Source organism: Aquibacillus kalidii, from assembly GCF_014280935.1.
GTDB classification, from domain to species: Bacteria; Bacillota; Bacilli; order Bacillales; family Amphibacillaceae; genus Aquibacillus_D; species Aquibacillus_D kalidii.
Genome location: NZ_JACLZI010000020.1, coordinates 1 through 16,981, shown reverse-complemented (window position 1 = coordinate 16,981; position 16,981 = coordinate 1). Strand labels below are relative to the sequence as shown.

Below are 16,981 nucleotides of genomic sequence, written 5' to 3'. Positions count from 1 at the left end.
AGGCCGTGCCCACGGAAAGCGAAGTATTCTGCCGGAACGAGTTCAAGCAGTTTCCAAAGGTTTTATAGAAGTTATTACGTATTTTATCTCAACTATGTAATCAATAGCAACAAAGCTTACGAATAGAGAAAAAAATAAAAAGTATCTCCTATGGGACCTCTTACGATTTGTAAGGGGTCTTTATTATTTAGTTCGATAATTTTTGTTTAGTGCCATTTCCATTAGGTAAGAAATGGATAATAATATATTTTTCTGATTCGTTTAAAACTCGTAATCGCTTTCTCTGTTGACACTTTAGTATCCTAGTAATAATGGGCTTTGTTAGCATTCGACAAATTATACATATTCCCTAATAATTCCTTTGACACAGTATTATAGTCTGGTTATAATTTATAAATATCAGAAAAAAACAAAAATTAAAAACATTCTAGCTAAATCCTTTGCATAATGTTTTTAGTAGGTTTTAAATTTGAAAGGGGAGTTCCATATGGAAAATCGTTCACAATGGGGAACTCGTCTAGGTTTTCTTCTTGCAGCAATGGGTTCTGCAATTGGATTAGGAAACATCTGGCGATTTCCAGCAACAGCATATGAAAATGGAGGGGGCGCATTTTTCTTACCATATTTATTCGCGCTTCTAACAGCAGGTATTCCATTACTAATTATGGAGTACACTATCGGTCATAAATTCCGTGGATCTGCACCTAGATCTTATAGCAAACTTAGTAAAGGTATGGAATGGATTGGTTGGTGGCAAGTAGCCGTATCTTTCGTTATCTCAGCTTATTATCCGATTATTATTGCATGGGCAATTATGTATTCATACTTTTCTTTCGGAACTAAGTGGGGAGATGACCCAACTGGATTCTTCGTTGGAGATTATTTGAATTTGGCAGATGCTGGCACATTTGGTTCCATGGTTCCATCAGTGTTATGGCCTCTATTAGCAGTATGGGCGGTTGTATTTATAATTTTAGGTCTAGGTATTAAAAAGGGTATTGAAATTGCGAATAAAATATTTATTCCTGCATTAGTAATTTTATTTTTAATTATCGTTATTCGAGCTGTAACATTACCGGGTGCACTAGAAGGGTTAGATGCATTCTTTAAACCTGATTGGTCTATGATTACAGAAGGAAAAGTTTGGGTAGCAGCTTACGGACAAATTTTCTTTAGTTTATCCATTGCATTTGCGATCATGATTACTTATGCTTCCTATTTACCTAAAAAATCTGATATTACAAATAATGCTTTTATTACAGGGTTTGCCAATTCATCTTTTGAGTTATTAGCTGGTATTGGTGTATTTGCTGCCTTAGGTTTCATGGCTAGTCAAACTAATCAGGAAGTATCTGAAGTAGTAAGTGGTGGTGTAGGGTTAGCCTTTATGGTATTCCCTGAGATTATCAGTCAAATGCCTGCATCAGGATTCTTTGGTTTCTTATTTTTTGCTTCACTAGTTTTAGCTGGTTTATCATCAATGATTTCTATTTCTGAAACTTATGTTGCTGCTTTACAAGAGAAATTTAACATATCTAGAGGTGTTTCTATTGCGTGTGGCGCTGGTTTAGCCGCTATTTTCTCCTTATTCTTTGCTAATCAAGGTGGACTAAACTTATTAGATACGGTTGATCATTTCATTAATAACTATGGTGTCGCATTATCAGGACTATTTGAAGTTGTCGCCATTGCCTGGTTTGCTAAATCATTGAAAGATTTTCAAAACCATGCGGATTCTGTATCAGATATCAAGTTAGGTTTATGGTGGAGAATATGTCTTGGAATTATAACTCCAGCCGTTCTTGGCTACATGATGCTACAGAATTTGAAAACAGAATTAACTGGTAAAGTTAATGCGGAAACAGGAGCATTGGAATTTTACGGTGCATATCCTGTCGACTATCTATTCAATTATGGTTGGGTAGTCGCCATTGCTGCTATTCTAGTTGGTGCCTTGTTTACTGCTAAGAAATGGCCTAAGCAACCAAAAGAGGCTAAAAAAAGTGATGACAAGGAGGTGGCTCAATAATGTCAGCTAGTGCTATTACAATGGCAATTATTGGAGTCGTAATCATTTGGGGAGGCCTTATAGCAAGTATTACACATGCTGTTAAGTCTTCTAAATAATAAAGCTAAGAAATGAACCCCTTACTTATAGGTAAGGGGTTTTCCATATTTAATCTCTAGTCTTCGCTTCTCTTTCCCACCTTTTAAGATATGGAAAAGGATCGAAGGACCATTCACTATAGCCATTGTCTTTATACATACCGTAGTGCAAATGAGGAGGGAACTTTCCTGATGTCCCCGGTGGACCATATCCGGTTGCACCAACATATCCAATTACATCACCTGGTTGAACAACATCGCCAACCTTTATCCCGTCTTCGTATCCATTTAAATGGGCAAAGTAGTGGTAATTACTGTTTATGTCTCGGATACCAATTCGCCATCCACCGTAACGGTTCCAACCTTTTAACTCTACAACACCATATGTTGTTGCTTTAACAGGTACACCGTAATTGGCAAAAATATCTGTTCCTTCATGTATCCTTCTACCACCGAAACCTCTTGCATCGCCCCACGTATTTTTATAACTATAATTATGATGAAGTGGGATCGGAAAGTCGTTCTTAGTTAGCGCTATGGTACCAATTTTTTTATATACTTTAGCTATATTCATAATGGTTTGTACAGATAAATCTCTTTGATAATAATTCCATAGTGCAATTTTTATATCTTGTTTAGTTGTGCCAAACTGTTTTATCCAACTTGCCATTGAATAAAGAATATCTTCATCATTAGTTGGATCGGCAATCTTATCACTATTTCCATCTTTCCCTAACCCGTTAAACAGAGAAATCCAAGTATGGTTCGTATCATGGATGGAATTTCCTATACCAAACCATTTTTCTTCAGGTATGGTTATGGAGATAAATTTATCAGACGCCGTTTCCTTCTGCGTATTTTTTTCATATCGGTCAACTGCTGCTAGGTAATACCAAGGAATCTGTGTTAATGCTTCGTTTTTCTTGTATAATGCCATCTTCTCTTTGAAAATTTGATCCTGACTAAGATCCTCAGCTTGCAAACTCATTGCTCCAAATATAAATAAAAAGATGCTTAAAAGGAATGTACATAATAGTCTCTGGTTCATCTGTTCACCTCCTGGTTCATCCGTTTATTTTAGTTTGTACGTCAATCGGCGATTCATAAATGGTAAAAGCACCCTATCGACAGATAAGGTGCTCCTTTTCAGTATTACATGTTGTTCGTCTCATGCTCACGATCGTACTCGTCGTCTACTTTTTCGCCTTGAGGAGCTTGCTTCATATCTTCAATAATGTTGTTTAGTGTATTTTCATAATCATCATCTAATGTCGATGAATTTTGCAAACTTTGGATGTCTCGGAAAGTGACATCTCTATCTGAAACGTAAACATGATAATAACGTGGTAAGACAGAAAGCCCTGTTTTTTTAACAATGGTTGCGGCTTGTTCCCTGTCTAAGCGCTCAGGCTTATCATATGCAATTAATACTTCATCGTCTGTAACTAAAGTTGCGGCATCATTAAAACCGTCATATCGCAAAATTAGTCTTGTGATCGTATCTGCCATCTTTTTACGATCAACAGAGACATAAAAATGTTCTTCTACATCCTGGTCAAGGTCCTCTTCTTTATAATGAACATAACCAAGTTGTGAGGACAATTCATCATCATTTCTGTTAGATTCTGTCTCTGTATCAAACCGATTTACATCGTTGTCGTCGCCATCCAACGTTCGATTTAGATCTCTTTCTGCTTCATCATTAGACGCACACCCAGAGACAGTGATAGAGGTAGCAAATAACGTTGTGAGTATCAATTTTTTCATTTGTTACCCTCCTGAATGGTTGTAATACCAACTAGAAACCTCTACTAATTTACTTAGAATGTTTCACTTTGTAGTTTAAGTAGTAAGAACTATATCATGCTAGTAAATTTACCCAGTCACCTGGTTGGAAGAGTGTAGTAAATATGGTTCAATATATGGTAAACTATATACAGTTTAAGGAGTGGATGCCGCCATGATTGAAATTCAAGGTAATAAATACGAACTAATTGAAGATCACAAAAATGGATTTCAAAAAGAGGTCTTTGAAGAAAGATATAGTGAGATCTTAAATAAATATGATTTTATTGTAGGAGACTGGGGGTATGAACAGCTTCGCTTAAAGGGTTTTTATGATGACCAAAACCCAAAAGCTGCTTTCGATACTAAAATTAGTACCTTAGATGATTATTTATATGAGTATTGTAATTTTGGATGTGCCTATTTTGTTGCCAAACGCATTTTGAAATAAATTAGTAAAGCTACCCATGGGGTAGCTTTTGTCTTTTCATCTTTATTAATGCTCTTCTTCAGGTTTAACATCACCAGCGTGATCATGTAACGGATGTGCACCTTCTAATTGTCTAGGCAAATCTTCATGAAAATCTTTGTTTGGAAAATTGAAGGCACTGTGATAGCGTTGGCCTTCTTTCCAAGGAGTGCTTTTATTAGAAACCAATTTTTCTTTATTGATTGGAGAACCATATGGTCCCTCTGGCATCTGTTCTGGAACAAGGTAATTTCTCATGTCTTCCACATTAGAGAAATCAGAATATTTTTTTTCATCTTTTTTAGACATAAAAATACCCTCCTCATTATTAGATTGACCAAGTAGCCTTAGTTTATCCAATGGTAAAGAAGGGAAGCTGAAATCATAATAATTTTGTTAAGAAGCTACGAAATTCATCCGCTTCGATTTCGTTAATATTAAAGTTATGTTCAACAAAGTTTTCTTGCATTAGTTTTTCTTTATTCATAAAGGAGAAGCGATTTCCATTTAAGTCCATGATTAACTTTTCTGTATCTCCGTCTGTACTAATAACAGCAATATCGTAACGATGGTAGCTTCCTTTAAAGGTAACATACCTAATCTGTGCATTTTTTAATTCATCTTTAATAAATGTTGGATCACTCAAGACGATTTCCTCCTTTGTCGTTGAAAGATTATACAATATAATCATAGCAAAACAGACGGTAAGGGTAAACATATTACAGTTAATTAATATGATCGTTATATGGTATGATTAATCATATACGTTTTGGGAGGCACTAATTATGTATTTTGTAGATAGAGATAAGATAGAAAAAACATTATTATATATGGATGGCTTGATACAGGAATTGGGTAACCATCACTTTGATTCTTTTCTGGAGAAACTAAGTCTAGAGCGAATGGTACACATGACAATTGAATCGTTGCTTGATGTTGGAAATATGATGATAGATGGTTTTATTATGCGAGACCCAGGTAGTTTCACGGACATTATAGATATTCTTGTTGATGAGCAAGTGCTTCCAACTTCCGAATCTGATCACTACAAGGAAATTATTAATTTGAGAAAAATGCTAATCAAAGAATATTTAACCGTTGACCATAATCATCTTCTGACAGTAATTAGCGAAAACAAAAATTCACTCGATTTATTTAGTGAACGAATAAGAAAATATTTAGAGACAGAAACAGGGGTTGCAACAACGTTTTTAAATGATTAATTTGTAAAGGGGGGAACCCGGTGGCTAATAAGTCGATCAAAGACAGTATTTTGTTAATGATTAAGAAAGAAAAAAAAATGACAATTGCTGAGTTATTGGAGGGTTTCTCCATTACTGACATAGCGTTACGGAGGCATATCCATAACCTAGAAAGAGATGGGTTTATTAAATCTACGATAGTGAAGCAAGCGCTTGGTCGTCCTTATTATATATATGAGTTAACAGAAAAAGGAGAGGAAGTATTTCCATCTGCTTATCAAGGATTCTCTATAGATATTTTAAGCGAGTTAGAAGTGATTAAAGGAAAAGAATTTGTTTATGAATTGCTTAAATTGCGAATGGATAAAGAGCAAGAAGTATATTTTAAAGCTTTAGCAGATATAGAAGATTTTGATCAAAAAATTCAAAAGATCGTGGAGATTCAGGAAAAAAAAGGTTACTTAACAGAGTTGCAGAAAATGGATGATGGCAGTTACCTACTACAACAATTTAATTGTCCGCTTTATTCAGTAGCTAACCACTATTCGGGTTTATGTGGACAAGAAGAGTCACTATTACGTGAAGTGTTAGATGATAGTAAGGTTAAGGCAACAAGTTGTATTACAGAAGGCGCAAAATGTTGTACATTTAAAATTGAACAGAACCAAGTTAAGTAAAGCATGTAAATTTGATTACATGCTTTTTTTTGCCTTATTTTTTATGATAGTAGAATGCTGGTTGCGTTAGGAGTAGGCGCGTGATAAGTGCAGCTATATTCATGAGGTCTACAAAAACGCAACAGCTCCCCAAAAGTACTGAGTTACTCCCCTTTTACAAACGCAAAAACGCAATAAAATTCCAAATAAAAGTAAATAGTGAAGAGAAACTCTCTCTTGGACCTCTTTGAAATAGTAAATAGGGGAATTTCCCCCACAATATGAGGAAGTTCCCTGATTACTGAAAGAAGCCTTACTCTCTATACTTATAAGTAGATAACGAACATCGTTAAAAAGGTGCAAAGGGGAATGAATATGGAACAGGTTACAAGTAAACAGCCCATCAATGGTTCGAATAAAAAACATCAAAACAATATTAATAATGCCTTTGCTTCACATTATGCCAAATCAATGTTTATCGCGATAAGTGGTCTTGCTATATTAACCTTCATCGGTACTAGAATGTTTACACACGTTGATTTAAATTTATATGGCTACATGGTAGGAACCATTGTGTTTCTAGGAGGTTTCTTCTACCGATTTATTGCATGGGGAGAACGTCCACCAACCAAGATCATGATCAAAAAGGGGATAAAATTACTTTTTAGAAAATCAACTCCCAAAACGTCAGTTGATCATTTAGCAACTTACAAATTTATCTGGAATAGGGGAATTTACCGATGGACCCAGCACGTTATGATCGGTTGGGGTTGTCTTTTAGCTTGTGCAGTTACATTTCCATTAGTTTTTAGCTGGATGTATTTCACAATGGAAGAAAACGGGATGTACACGATTGTATTGTTCGGAATGGATTTAATGGTTGTACCTGCAGATGGAGCGATTGCGTTTTTATCGTATAATGCTCTGAATATCAGTGCCATTATGGTAATCATTGGTGTTTGTATGGCCTTATATCGTCGTTTGAAAAATATGCAAGCTAGAGCAGAACAGCAACTATTTTATGACTTTTTACCACTTTATTTACTTTTATTTATAAGTATTACTGGATTGTTATTAACCGTAATAAATGTTTTCTTACATGGAAAAGGCCATTATGTAATGTCTTTAATTCATCAGTTTTCAGTTATTGTAACGTTAATATATTTACCATTTGGAAAACTTGCCCACATTCCATTTAGACCGTTAAGCGTCTTTGCTAGAAACTATCGTGAGCATTATGGTGAAAAAGAAATGAAGGAATGTAAGGTTTGTGGTACGGAGTTCGTTTCAACAGAGCAGTCTAATGATGTTATCAACGTATTAGGAACAAACAATATTGAGTTTAATATGAATGATGGGTTTAATCTTGCAGAGCTATGTCTTCCTTGTCGAAGAAAGTATCGTATAGCTAGATTCTCAGGCAGCCCTACACATCAAGTACCAGTCAAGGAGGCAAATCAAAATGCAAAGGGATAAATTCTTTCGTGAAATAGAGAACGTGACACATCCAAATGAGAAGTTAGTTAAGACACATTGTAGTTACTGTGGTATGCAGTGCGGAATGAACTTAAGAGTAAACACTATTACAAACAAAATTATTGGGGTCGAACCACGTTATGATTGGCCAGTAACAGTTGGGAAAATGTGCCCTAAAGGTGTAACCGCATATCAACAAACGAATCATGACGATCGTATTCTACGTCCATTAATCCGTGATGATGCTTCTTTAAAAGGTACGAAAGAAGGATTTAGAGAAGCGAGCTGGGATGAAGCGTATGATTTAATTGCCAAGAGATTTGGAGAACTTCAATCACAATACGGAAAAGATAGTTTGTCTGTTTTTAGTGGTGTATCCATGACAAATGAAAAATGTTATCTAACAGGAAAATTTGCTCGGGTTGCACTTGGTACCAGATATATCGATTATAATGGTCGATTCTGTATGTCTAGTGCGGCAGGTGGTTTCCTTCGTTCTTTTGGAGTAGACAGAGGATCTACTTTACCTTGGACAGATGTTCATGAAACGGATTGTTTGTTTATCGCAGGGAGTAATACAGCTGAATGTCATCCAACGTCGATGTTCCGTGTATGGGCAGTACAAGAGCGTGGAGGCTATCTGATCGTTGCTGATCCAAGAGAAACCCCAGTAGCAAGAAGAGCGGATGTACACCTTGACCTTCGTCCAGGAACAGATCTTGCGCTAGCAAACGGAATTGTACATTTATTAATCAAAAACGGACATATAGATGAAGCATTCATTAATAAGCATACGAATGGTTTTGATGAAACGAAAGATCTAGTAAAAGACTTCACGCCAGAACACACTAGTATGATAACTGGTGTTGCAGTAGAGAAAATTGAACGTGCAGCAGAGATTTACGGGAAAGCACCAAATGCGATTGTTATGTTTGCTCGTGGAATTGAACAGCAGCATAAAGGTGTAGATAATGTATCAGCTTACACTAATATGGCGTTAGTAACAGGGAAGATTGGTAGACCTAAAGCGGGCGTGGCTACTTTCACTGGTCAAGGAAATGGGCAAGGTGGACGTGAACATGGTCAAAAGTCTGACCTACTACCTGGTTATCGTAAAATTTATGATAAAGAAGGAGCAGCGTACGTAAGTAAGGTATGGGGAATTGACCCAGAAGATATGCCGCAAGCTGGTGTATCGGCGTATGAAATGTTCGAGTTGATGCAAGAAAAAACGATTCGTGGGTTATATCTTTTATGTTCTAACCCAGCAGTTTCTGCACCAAACTTAAACTTTGTTAGAGAGGCTCTTAAAAACTTAGATTTTATGGTTTGTGGAGATTTCTACTTATCAGAATCAGCCGAATATGCAGATGTTATCTTACCTTCTGTTACATGGTCTGAAGATGAAGGAACTGTAACAAACTTAGAAGGCAGAATAATAAAAATTAATAAAGCACAAGAACCAATTGGTGAATCTAAGCCAGATTGGCAAATGCAAGTTGAATTAGCTGAAAGATTAGGAAAAGGAAAACACTTCTCACATTTAAAAACAGCTAAAGATGTTGCAGAGGAATTTCGTCTTGCATCAAAAGGTGGAAATGCGGATTACTACGGTGCTACATGGGATAAAATTGATGAGCAAGATGGTGTGTTTTGGCCATGTAAAGATGCTGAGGATAAAGGGACACCACATATGTTTTTAGATAAAAAATTCTACCATCCAGATGGAAAGGCGAAGATTTGTGCGTTACCATATCGTCCACCAGCAGAAGAGCCTTGTGAGGATTATCCATTAAGGCTTACAACTGGACGCGTTGTTTATCACTATTTATCTGGTAATCAGACGAGAAGAATTCAATTCTTAAATGATATGTGCCCTGAGCCATACGTGGAAGTTCATCCAGTAACAGCAGCAAAATACAATATTGAGCATGATGAAAATATATTACTTTTTACACGAAGAGGTAAAGCAAATTATAAGGTGAAAATTACAGAGGCAATTCGCGAGGATACAGTATTTGTACCTTACCATTTTGGACATGACGAATCTATTAACCTACTAACCATTGCTGCTTTAGATCCAATGTCTAGAATGCCTGAGTTTAAAGCTTGTGCTGCTCAAATAGAGAAACTTAAATCTGGGAAGGTGCTCTAAATGACGATGACTATAAATGATTCAACTTATACAACAGAAACAGCAAAAACGAAAAGAAGACTTTATATGGAGTTAGAAAATTGCATAGGTTGCCGGTCGTGTTTGGCAGCTTGTACGCAATGTGGAGGGCACGAGCAGCGTAATCGTAACTACGTCTATGATGTTAATCCATTAGTTAACCGACAAACTATGCCATTAATGTGTTTACACTGTGTGGATCCTGCATGTGCTAGAAGTTGTCCGGCTCAAGCTATTCAAATTCATGAAACAGGTGCAGTACTTTCCGCATTAGTTGAAAAATGTATTGGCTGTCAGAACTGTACGATTGCTTGTCCTTATGGTATTCCAAAATTTGATGAAGAAGAAAATCTGATGTATAAATGTGATCTTTGTATCGATCGCACGAAAGATGATATCCCTCCAATGTGTGCAAGTGTTTGTCCATCTAATACATTGCAGTGGTTAACAGAAGAAGAAATTGCAGAGAAACAGAACCGCCACGATCTTGACAATGAGAAATGGGTGACGAGTATGCCTTACTTAGAAGGTGAAACCAATGTCAAAGTCAATCTACCAGGTATTTTACAAGGAACTGTAAAGCTGTTTTAAGTTAAATAGGATGTAAAAGGAGGTCGTCAGTATGGCGGGGCGCAATAATAATAATCCATTTGATCAAGATAACTATACACATAATATTGATAGAAATAATGAACGGTCATTAGATAGAAGAGGATTTATGAAAACGTTGGTTGGAGCTGCTGGTGTGTTCGCAGTGGCTTCCTTACCATGGGGAACCTTAGCAGCAAAGGAGTTGATGGGCCTTTCAGACAAGGAATACCCACATAAGAAGATAGTTGATGTCAAGAATCTTCCTGTAGGTGAATCATTGGAATTTCACTTTCCAAGTGAGCATGATAGTGCTGTCTTAATCCGTTTAGAAGAAAATAAGTACGTTGCTTATCAAAATGCATGTACGCATTTAAGATGCCCTGTTTATTGGGTTAAGGAAGAACGAGAAATGGTTTGTCCTTGTCACCACGGGAAATTTGATGTTCAGACGGGAGCGCCAACAGCAGGCCCGCCAAGACGTCCATTACCTGAAGTGATAGTAGAAGTGAAAGATGAGGCTGTGTACGCTGTTAGGGTGAAGCGTTATGAAGCGTAGTTATGTCGGTGTTATAAGTCTGTGTTTGGTCTTATTTTTAGATATTGTATTTATGCAATTACTTATCCATCAATACTTTTTCGAAAACTATCTCGTCACACTTATTTTCATGGCTGGAAACATTCTTTTATTCCCAATCGCATTCCTTATTTATAAAAAGGAAAAAGACAAGGGGGCTGAATCACATGCGAAAAAGTGAAACATATTTGGACTTTTGTTTTATTCAAGAATTTACGGGTGGGTTAGGAAATAAAGTTGACAAAATGTTAGATGATGTCTTTCAGAAACAGAGATTAAAATGGCATTTGGATATTAAAGAAGCGGAGGGTGCAGAAGTAGTAGTTGCTGAAGTAAAGGGTATGAGTAGCTGGATCTCTGAACAAGAAGTAATTGATCACTTAGAAAAGGAAGCAAGTGAAGACTTTTGGACTTGTCTTCAAGGCTATCAGTTCCAAGTGCTTCCAGTTGAGAAAGGATGCTCATAATGAACACAGTCCAACTAACAGAATTAGAGCGGTTTATCAACGAACCTGTTAAGGTATGTATCCACGGTAAAGAGGGAGAAGAGCAGGCACCTTGGGTAGAGAAACAAGTCAATTCGCTTACATTATGTCCAGATAAGACACACTTACGTATTTACTTTGACAGCCATTACTTTTTTGCTGTTCCGTTGACAAGTACAGTGGAGCAAGACGAGACGCAGTGGACTGCATATGACAGAGCTGCAGGATTATTTTATGCTATTAAAAGTGAGGAAAAATAAATGATTAAGAAAATTCAACTTCCATTACAAACAATGAATTTAATTGTAGGCTTTATGGTCTGGGTTATTTTATCTTCTCTATTATCTTTCATATTAGAGGATATTGATATTGCCCCACAACAGGTTGCTTGGGTTACAGCAATACCTGTCATTCTTGGTTCGGTTCTTAGGATTCCAATCGGTTATTATACCAATTCACTTGGAGCTCGTAAGATTTTTATCATAAGCTTTTTTCTATTAATTCCACCTGTCTACTATATAAGTATTGCTGATTCTTTTCTTGATTTAGTAATTGGTGGTCTATTTATCGGTATCGGTGGAGCTATTTTCTCTGTTGGTGTAACCTCTTTACCGAAGTACTATTCCAAGGATCGTCATGGATTTGTTAATGGTATTTATGGTGCTGGTAATATAGGAACAGCTATCACAGCTTTCTCTGCACCGGTATTAGCAGCAAAATTTGGTTGGCAAACAACCGTTCAAATGTTAATGGTACTACTTGCGATCTTTATCGTTGCTAACTTCTTATTAGGGGATAAACAAGAGGTAAAAGTAAAGACACCACTTATGAAACAGATAAAGAGTGTATACAAAAATGAAAAATTATGGCTGTTTTGTCTACTTTATTTCATTACCTTTGGATCGTTTGTAGCGTTTACTGTCTATCTACCAAACTTCTTAGTGTCCCATTTTGGACTAGAAAAAGTGGATGCAGGGATGAGAACGGCAGGATTTATTGCAGTAGCAACATTTTTGAGACCTGTTGGTGGTTGGTTAGCTGATCGCTTCCATTCTTTGATTTTGCTAATGTACGTGTTTGCTGGTTTTACCTTATCCGCTATTTTGCTTTCCTTCGCTCCATCTATTAACTTATATGCAGTTGGATGTTTAACAATTGCTATTTGTGCAGGGATTGGGAATGGGGTTATATTTAAATTAGTTCCGATGTACTTTCAGCAACAAGCGGGTATTGTTAATGGTATAGTAGCTGCAATGGGTGGATTAGGAGGATTTTTCCCACCACTAATCTTAACAACTCTGTATGAAATTACTGGGCACTATGCGATTGGGTTTATGGCTCTAGCGCAGTTTGCACTAGTAAGTTTAGTACTAGTGATTTGGATGTATTACCAAGATAAATTAAGCCTTTCCAAACAAGTAATGGAAACAACACCTTTAGGCATGATGGTTACAAATAAAAATGGTAAAATTATAACAATTAATCCTGCTTTTACAGAAGTTACTGGTTATAGTATAGAAGAAACAATAGGAAACAATCCTAATATGCTAAGTTCAGGTAAGCAGTCTAAAACATTCTATGACAAAATGTGGTCCGATATCCAGGGTAAGGGTTTCTGGCAAGGTGAAATATGGAATAAACGAAAAGATGGTCGAGAATACTTAGAATGGTTAACTATTAATGCAATTAAAGACGATGCTGGTGAAGTAATCCAGTATGCAGGAGTATTTAGTGATATTACGGATAGTAGAGTAAAAAGTAGTTCCGTTACCACAAATTAATAATAGATTTTGCTAGGAGGTTATAATCATGGAGCTTAATGCTATTAACGGCGCAAGCACATATATCATACAGTCTCAAGATGAAGAAATTAAGAGGATAGCATTGGAGCTTCATGAAGGGATTAGTCAAAATTTGTTTAGTGTATTTACCGGATTAGAGGTCTTACAGAATAATATGACTAATCCAGATATGGCCTCCTATGCACAAGAACTGAAAGATATAATGAGTAGGACAATTCAAGAGGTAAGGCTTTTATCCGTTGAACTTTATCCTACTACACTCACAACCTTAGGCCTTACTGCAGCATTAAGTAGTTATATTAAACTTTATACCTCCACATTTGGTATCATTGTTGAGATAATATCTAACGGAAAAGAAAAGACTATTTCTGAAGGGAAAAGTATGGCCTTATTTAGGTCTTGCCAAGAGGCACTTATTAATATTGCCAAATATGCAGACACTGCAAATGCAAAGATAGTGTTTACATGGAATCAAGATTCCTTGACAATAGAAATAGAGGATATAGGAAAAGGATTTAATATAGAAGCAGTTACTGCTGGTAATAGTTGCAAGGGGATAGCAGCCATGAAGGAAAGAATGTTTATTGCCGGTGGTAATTTCCAACTTTTTTCTACAATAGGTAAAGGGACGAAAGTAATATTTACTCTACCTATATCATGTTAGGAGGTAATATAGGTGATCAAGATTCTTTTGGTTGATGATCACGCCGTCGTACGGATGGGGTTGAAAGTATTATTAAATGCAGTTCCTGACATGGAAGTCGTCGGGGAAGCGTCTGAAGGAAACGAAGGAATTGTGAAGGCTCTGGAAACAGAGCCTGATGTTGTTTTAATGGATTTAAGTATGCCTCATGGTAAGGATGGGTTAACTGCTACAGGAGAACTAAAAAAACAGCTTCCAAATACATCAATATTAATTTTAACTATGCACGATGATGAGGAATACTTGTTCCGCGCCATTCAAGCTGGTGCTTCTGGTTGTGTTTTGAAAAGTGCGCCACACCAAGAATTAATTGATGCAATCAAGTCGGTATGTATGGGAAATGCGTACTTACATCCTGCAGCAACTAAACGTTTAATGGATGAGTATCTAGGATCTATAAAAAATGATGGTTCCGATACTTATCAACTATTGTCAGACCGTGAGAAAGAAGTATTAACCTTAATTGCAAAAGGATATTCTAATAAAGAAATCGGTGAACAATTAATCATAAGTGTGAAAACGGTGGAGACACATAAAAGTAATTTAATGGATAAATTACAAATGAAAACTCGACCAGAGCTAGTTGCTTATGCTCTTAAGAAAGGTTTGCTTGGTTATGGAATGTAATGTTCAGCTTGAAGAAGCTTTACTGGCTACATGTAAAGAATTACAAGTAAAGGTAAGTAGTGATTTTACAGGAATTGCACTGCAACAGAGTAATTCTACTGATATAAAATGGCCGTTTGTAGCTGGAAATTGTAACGAAAAATATAAGTTCATTACAGTTCGTTATGGAAAAGGGATTGCGGGCAAGGTTATAGCTACAGGAAGTCCTATGACAATAGAACATTTTCCAGATAATATAATTGGAAAATCAATTGAGTATCCCATTATGTTAGCTGAAAACTTGATCAGTGCTTACGCGAGACCAATTATGCTAAATGGGCGACCAAAAGGAGCAGTGCTGATTGGCTTTCGAAAAAAATATACTATCCAGCAAAATGCTGATGAGGTAATTAAAACTTTAATAGAGAAAATAGAAGATTTAATTAAAAGGATTTATAACAGCAACTAAGGAGGGAACCCATAAGATGAATAAACGAAATCATGGTGTTGGTGAAACTCCTGGAGATGCTACGATTGTTGTGAATAAAGATGGTAATATTCATTCCATTAATGAAAAGGCTATAGCACTTTTAAACATAAATCATGTTAAATTCGTTGGTAAAGACATAACGATTCTTTTACCGGGTTTAGATGTTGAATTAATGGTTGAGGGCAATATAATACAACACTTTGCTACCAATGAGGAAGGAAAAAAAATTCCTCTATATATTAGGAAAGTGCTCGTTTCTATTAACGAGCAAGAATATGCGATATTGACTCTGCATAGAAGTAATAATTTTTCCATGACTGGAATGGAGCCACAAAAGTTACTATCTGAGCTTTTAGATATAAAGTTTGCCCTTGATGAATCAACAATTGTTGCAATTACAGATCAAACAGGAAAAATAAAATATGTGAATGATAAGTTCTGCCAGATATCAAAATACACGGAATCAGAGCTTATTGGACAAGATCATAGGATTATAAATTCTGGTTATCATTCAAAAGAGTTCATGAGGAATCTTTGGAGGACAATAGCTAATGGTCATGTATGGCATGGAGAAATAAAAAATAAGGCAAAAGACGGTACGTATTATTGGGTCGATACGACGATTGTCCCTTTTTTAACAAAAGAAGGAAAACCGTATCAATACTTAGCTATAAGAAATGAAATAACGGAATATAAATTTGTACTAGAAGAGTTGCAGAGATCCATGCAAGAATTAATTGATATAAAATTTGCACTAGATGAATCCACTATTGTGGCTATAACCGATAAGCAAGGGAAAATTACATATGTGAATGATAAATTTGTTGCTATCTCTAAATATAGTAAGGATGAATTAATTGGTCAGAAACATTCGATCATTAATTCAGGCTTTCATCCTCATTCCTTCTTTAAAGATTTGTGGAAAACGATAGGGACAGGAAATGTTTGGAAAGGTGAAATAAAAAATAAGGCAAAAGATGGTACCTATTATTGGGTAGATACTACCATTGTGCCGTTTCTTGATGATTCTGGTAAACCATATCAATACTTAGCTATTAGATCTGAAATTACTAAAAGAAAGCAAATTGAAGAGGAACTGCAGCATACTTTAACAAGAATTATTGACGTTCAGGAAGAGGAAAGAAAAAGGTTTTCTCGTGAGTTGCATGATGGGATCGGACAAAACCTATACAGTCATTTGATCACGATAAACCGTTTAAGTACGGAATTAGAACATCCTTTATTGGACCAGTTACAAGAGGAAGCAACAGATATTATTCAGGATGTACGAGATTTTTCTTGGGAATTGCGTCCTTCTGTTCTTGATGATTTAGGCTTAGTGCCTGCTATACGATCTTTCCTTAATCGGTATTCTGATAATTATCAAATAGATGTCTATTTCGAATGTTCGCTTGTTAAAAGATTTGAGAGTAATATCGAAATAACGATTTATAGAATCATTCAGGAAGCACTAACGAATGTAAGGAAATATGCGAATGTAGATCAAGCAGCTGTCACTATTCGTGAAACGGAAGATGGGGTACGAGTCCTAATAGAGGATAAAGGGAAAGGCTTTATTAGGGGCGAATTATCTCCAGGGGTTGGAATTGTCAGTATGGAAGAGCGTGCCAAGTCTGTTGGCGGAGAATTATATGTCAATTCTGAACTAGACAAAGGAACAAGGGTTGTACTGGAAATTCCCTATTAACTAAAAGGTGTATACTTAAACTAGACTAATTAATCTTGCGCTATTTATGACAGAATGTCCATAAAATACGAAGTAACTTATTAGGTGCCGCTACGGAAATTCACTACGCTTTCCGTGGGCTCGCGCTGAGCCTCCTCGGTCGCAAAGAACGCTCC

Annotated in this window: 21 protein-coding genes; 17 read left to right on the top strand and 4 right to left on the bottom strand. The window is 36.3% G+C overall.

Features of this window, described 5'->3' with window-relative positions; translation table 11 throughout:
• Window positions 1–487: 487 nt before the first annotated feature.
• Both H7K77_RS03700 and H7K77_RS03695 read left to right on the top strand, forming a co-directional pair.
• The gene (locus H7K77_RS03700; protein ID WP_186576370.1) at window positions 488–2,029 is read left to right on the top strand and encodes a sodium-dependent transporter; all 1,542 of its coding nucleotides are present in this window, start codon (window positions 488–490) and stop codon (window positions 2,027–2,029) included.
• Window positions 2,029–2,127: a MetS family NSS transporter small subunit gene (locus H7K77_RS03695; RefSeq protein WP_186576369.1), complete on the top strand. Its 99-nt coding sequence runs from the start codon at window positions 2,029–2,031 to the stop codon at window positions 2,125–2,127. Before H7K77_RS03700 ends, H7K77_RS03695 begins: the two co-directional genes overlap by 1 nt.
• A 49-nt stretch (window positions 2,128–2,176) precedes the next feature.
• Here the strand turns inward: H7K77_RS03695 and H7K77_RS03690 are convergent, their stop codons facing one another.
• Window positions 2,177–3,154: a M23 family metallopeptidase gene (locus H7K77_RS03690; RefSeq protein ID WP_186576368.1), complete on the bottom strand. Its 978-nt coding sequence runs from the start codon at window positions 3,152–3,154 to the stop codon at window positions 2,177–2,179.
• 104 nt (window positions 3,155–3,258) lie between these two features.
• Window positions 3,259–3,873 (bottom strand): YhcN/YlaJ family sporulation lipoprotein, encoded by a 615-nt coding sequence (locus H7K77_RS03685; protein ID WP_186576367.1) that lies wholly within the window; start codon window positions 3,871–3,873, stop codon window positions 3,259–3,261.
• Window positions 3,874–4,066: 193 nt separating this feature from the next.
• Between H7K77_RS03685 and H7K77_RS03680 the strand changes: the two genes are divergently transcribed.
• Window positions 4,067–4,342 carry a YutD family protein gene (locus H7K77_RS03680; protein WP_186576366.1) on the top strand — a complete coding sequence of 92 codons (276 nt, stop codon included), beginning with the start codon at window positions 4,067–4,069 and terminating at the stop codon, window positions 4,340–4,342.
• A gap of 45 nt (window positions 4,343–4,387) precedes the next feature.
• On the opposite strand, the gene H7K77_RS03675 is transcribed toward H7K77_RS03680, so the two are convergent.
• Both H7K77_RS03675 and H7K77_RS03670 read right to left on the bottom strand, forming a co-directional pair.
• Complete coding sequence (locus H7K77_RS03675) at window positions 4,388–4,669, bottom strand: hypothetical protein (protein WP_186576365.1); 282 nt, start codon at window positions 4,667–4,669, stop codon at window positions 4,388–4,390.
• Window positions 4,670–4,742: 73 nt separating this feature from the next.
• Window positions 4,743–5,006, bottom strand: coding sequence for an SAV0927 family protein (locus tag H7K77_RS03670; protein ID WP_235988822.1), 264 nt, complete (start codon window positions 5,004–5,006; stop codon window positions 4,743–4,745).
• 139 nt (window positions 5,007–5,145) lie between these two features.
• Here H7K77_RS03670 and H7K77_RS03665 point away from each other — a divergent pair, with 139 nt between their 5' ends.
• The 14 genes from H7K77_RS03665 to H7K77_RS03600 all read left to right on the top strand — a co-directional run bounded on the left by H7K77_RS03665 (window position 5,146) and on the right by H7K77_RS03600 (window position 16,826).
• Window positions 5,146–5,583 (top strand): DUF86 domain-containing protein, encoded by a 438-nt coding sequence (locus tag H7K77_RS03665; RefSeq protein ID WP_186576363.1) that lies wholly within the window; start codon window positions 5,146–5,148, stop codon window positions 5,581–5,583.
• 20 nt (window positions 5,584–5,603) lie between these two features.
• Window positions 5,604–6,239, top strand: a complete 636-nt coding sequence (locus tag H7K77_RS03660; RefSeq protein WP_186576362.1) for a helix-turn-helix transcriptional regulator — start codon at window positions 5,604–5,606, stop codon at window positions 6,237–6,239.
• 414 nt (window positions 6,240–6,653) lie between these two features.
• Entirely contained in the window at window positions 6,654–7,694 is a 1,041-nt protein-coding gene (locus H7K77_RS03655) for a hypothetical protein (protein WP_186576372.1), read from the top strand.
• The gene (locus tag H7K77_RS03650; RefSeq protein ID WP_186576361.1) at window positions 7,681–9,849 is read left to right on the top strand and encodes a molybdopterin oxidoreductase family protein; all 2,169 of its coding nucleotides are present in this window, start codon (window positions 7,681–7,683) and stop codon (window positions 9,847–9,849) included. The genes H7K77_RS03655 and H7K77_RS03650 overlap by 14 nt, the downstream gene beginning before the upstream one ends.
• A 6-nt stretch (window positions 9,850–9,855) precedes the next feature.
• Window positions 9,856–10,458, top strand: coding sequence for a 4Fe-4S dicluster domain-containing protein (locus tag H7K77_RS03645; RefSeq protein WP_186576371.1), 603 nt, complete (start codon window positions 9,856–9,858; stop codon window positions 10,456–10,458).
• A 31-nt stretch (window positions 10,459–10,489) separates the two neighbouring features.
• Window positions 10,490–11,014: a Rieske (2Fe-2S) protein gene (locus tag H7K77_RS03640; RefSeq protein WP_186576360.1), complete on the top strand. Its 525-nt coding sequence runs from the start codon at window positions 10,490–10,492 to the stop codon at window positions 11,012–11,014.
• Window positions 11,004–11,213, top strand: a complete 210-nt coding sequence (locus H7K77_RS03635) for a hypothetical protein (RefSeq protein WP_186576359.1) — start codon at window positions 11,004–11,006, stop codon at window positions 11,211–11,213. Before H7K77_RS03640 ends, H7K77_RS03635 begins: the two co-directional genes overlap by 11 nt.
• Window positions 11,200–11,499 carry a hypothetical protein gene (locus H7K77_RS03630; RefSeq protein ID WP_186576358.1) on the top strand — a complete coding sequence of 100 codons (300 nt, stop codon included), beginning with the start codon at window positions 11,200–11,202 and terminating at the stop codon, window positions 11,497–11,499. The genes H7K77_RS03635 and H7K77_RS03630 overlap by 14 nt, the downstream gene beginning before the upstream one ends.
• The gene (locus H7K77_RS03625; protein ID WP_186576357.1) at window positions 11,499–11,777 is read left to right on the top strand and encodes a hypothetical protein; all 279 of its coding nucleotides are present in this window, start codon (window positions 11,499–11,501) and stop codon (window positions 11,775–11,777) included. The genes H7K77_RS03630 and H7K77_RS03625 overlap by 1 nt, the downstream gene beginning before the upstream one ends.
• Window positions 11,778–13,298: a nitrate/nitrite transporter gene (locus tag H7K77_RS03620; protein ID WP_186576356.1), complete on the top strand. Its 1,521-nt coding sequence runs from the start codon at window positions 11,778–11,780 to the stop codon at window positions 13,296–13,298.
• Window positions 13,299–13,326: 28 nt separating this feature from the next.
• Window positions 13,327–13,983 carry a sensor histidine kinase gene (locus tag H7K77_RS03615; protein ID WP_186576355.1) on the top strand — a complete coding sequence of 219 codons (657 nt, stop codon included), beginning with the start codon at window positions 13,327–13,329 and terminating at the stop codon, window positions 13,981–13,983.
• Between the two features lie 12 nt (window positions 13,984–13,995).
• Entirely contained in the window at window positions 13,996–14,649 is a 654-nt protein-coding gene (locus H7K77_RS03610; protein WP_186576354.1) for a response regulator, read from the top strand.
• Window positions 14,639–15,097 carry a GAF domain-containing protein gene (locus H7K77_RS03605; protein WP_186576353.1) on the top strand — a complete coding sequence of 153 codons (459 nt, stop codon included), beginning with the start codon at window positions 14,639–14,641 and terminating at the stop codon, window positions 15,095–15,097. The genes H7K77_RS03610 and H7K77_RS03605 overlap by 11 nt, the downstream gene beginning before the upstream one ends.
• A gap of 16 nt (window positions 15,098–15,113) precedes the next feature.
• On the top strand, window positions 15,114–16,826 hold the full coding sequence (locus H7K77_RS03600; protein WP_186576352.1) for a PAS domain-containing protein: 1,713 nt from the start codon (window positions 15,114–15,116) through the stop codon (window positions 16,824–16,826).
• Window positions 16,827–16,981: the final 155 nt, after the last annotated feature.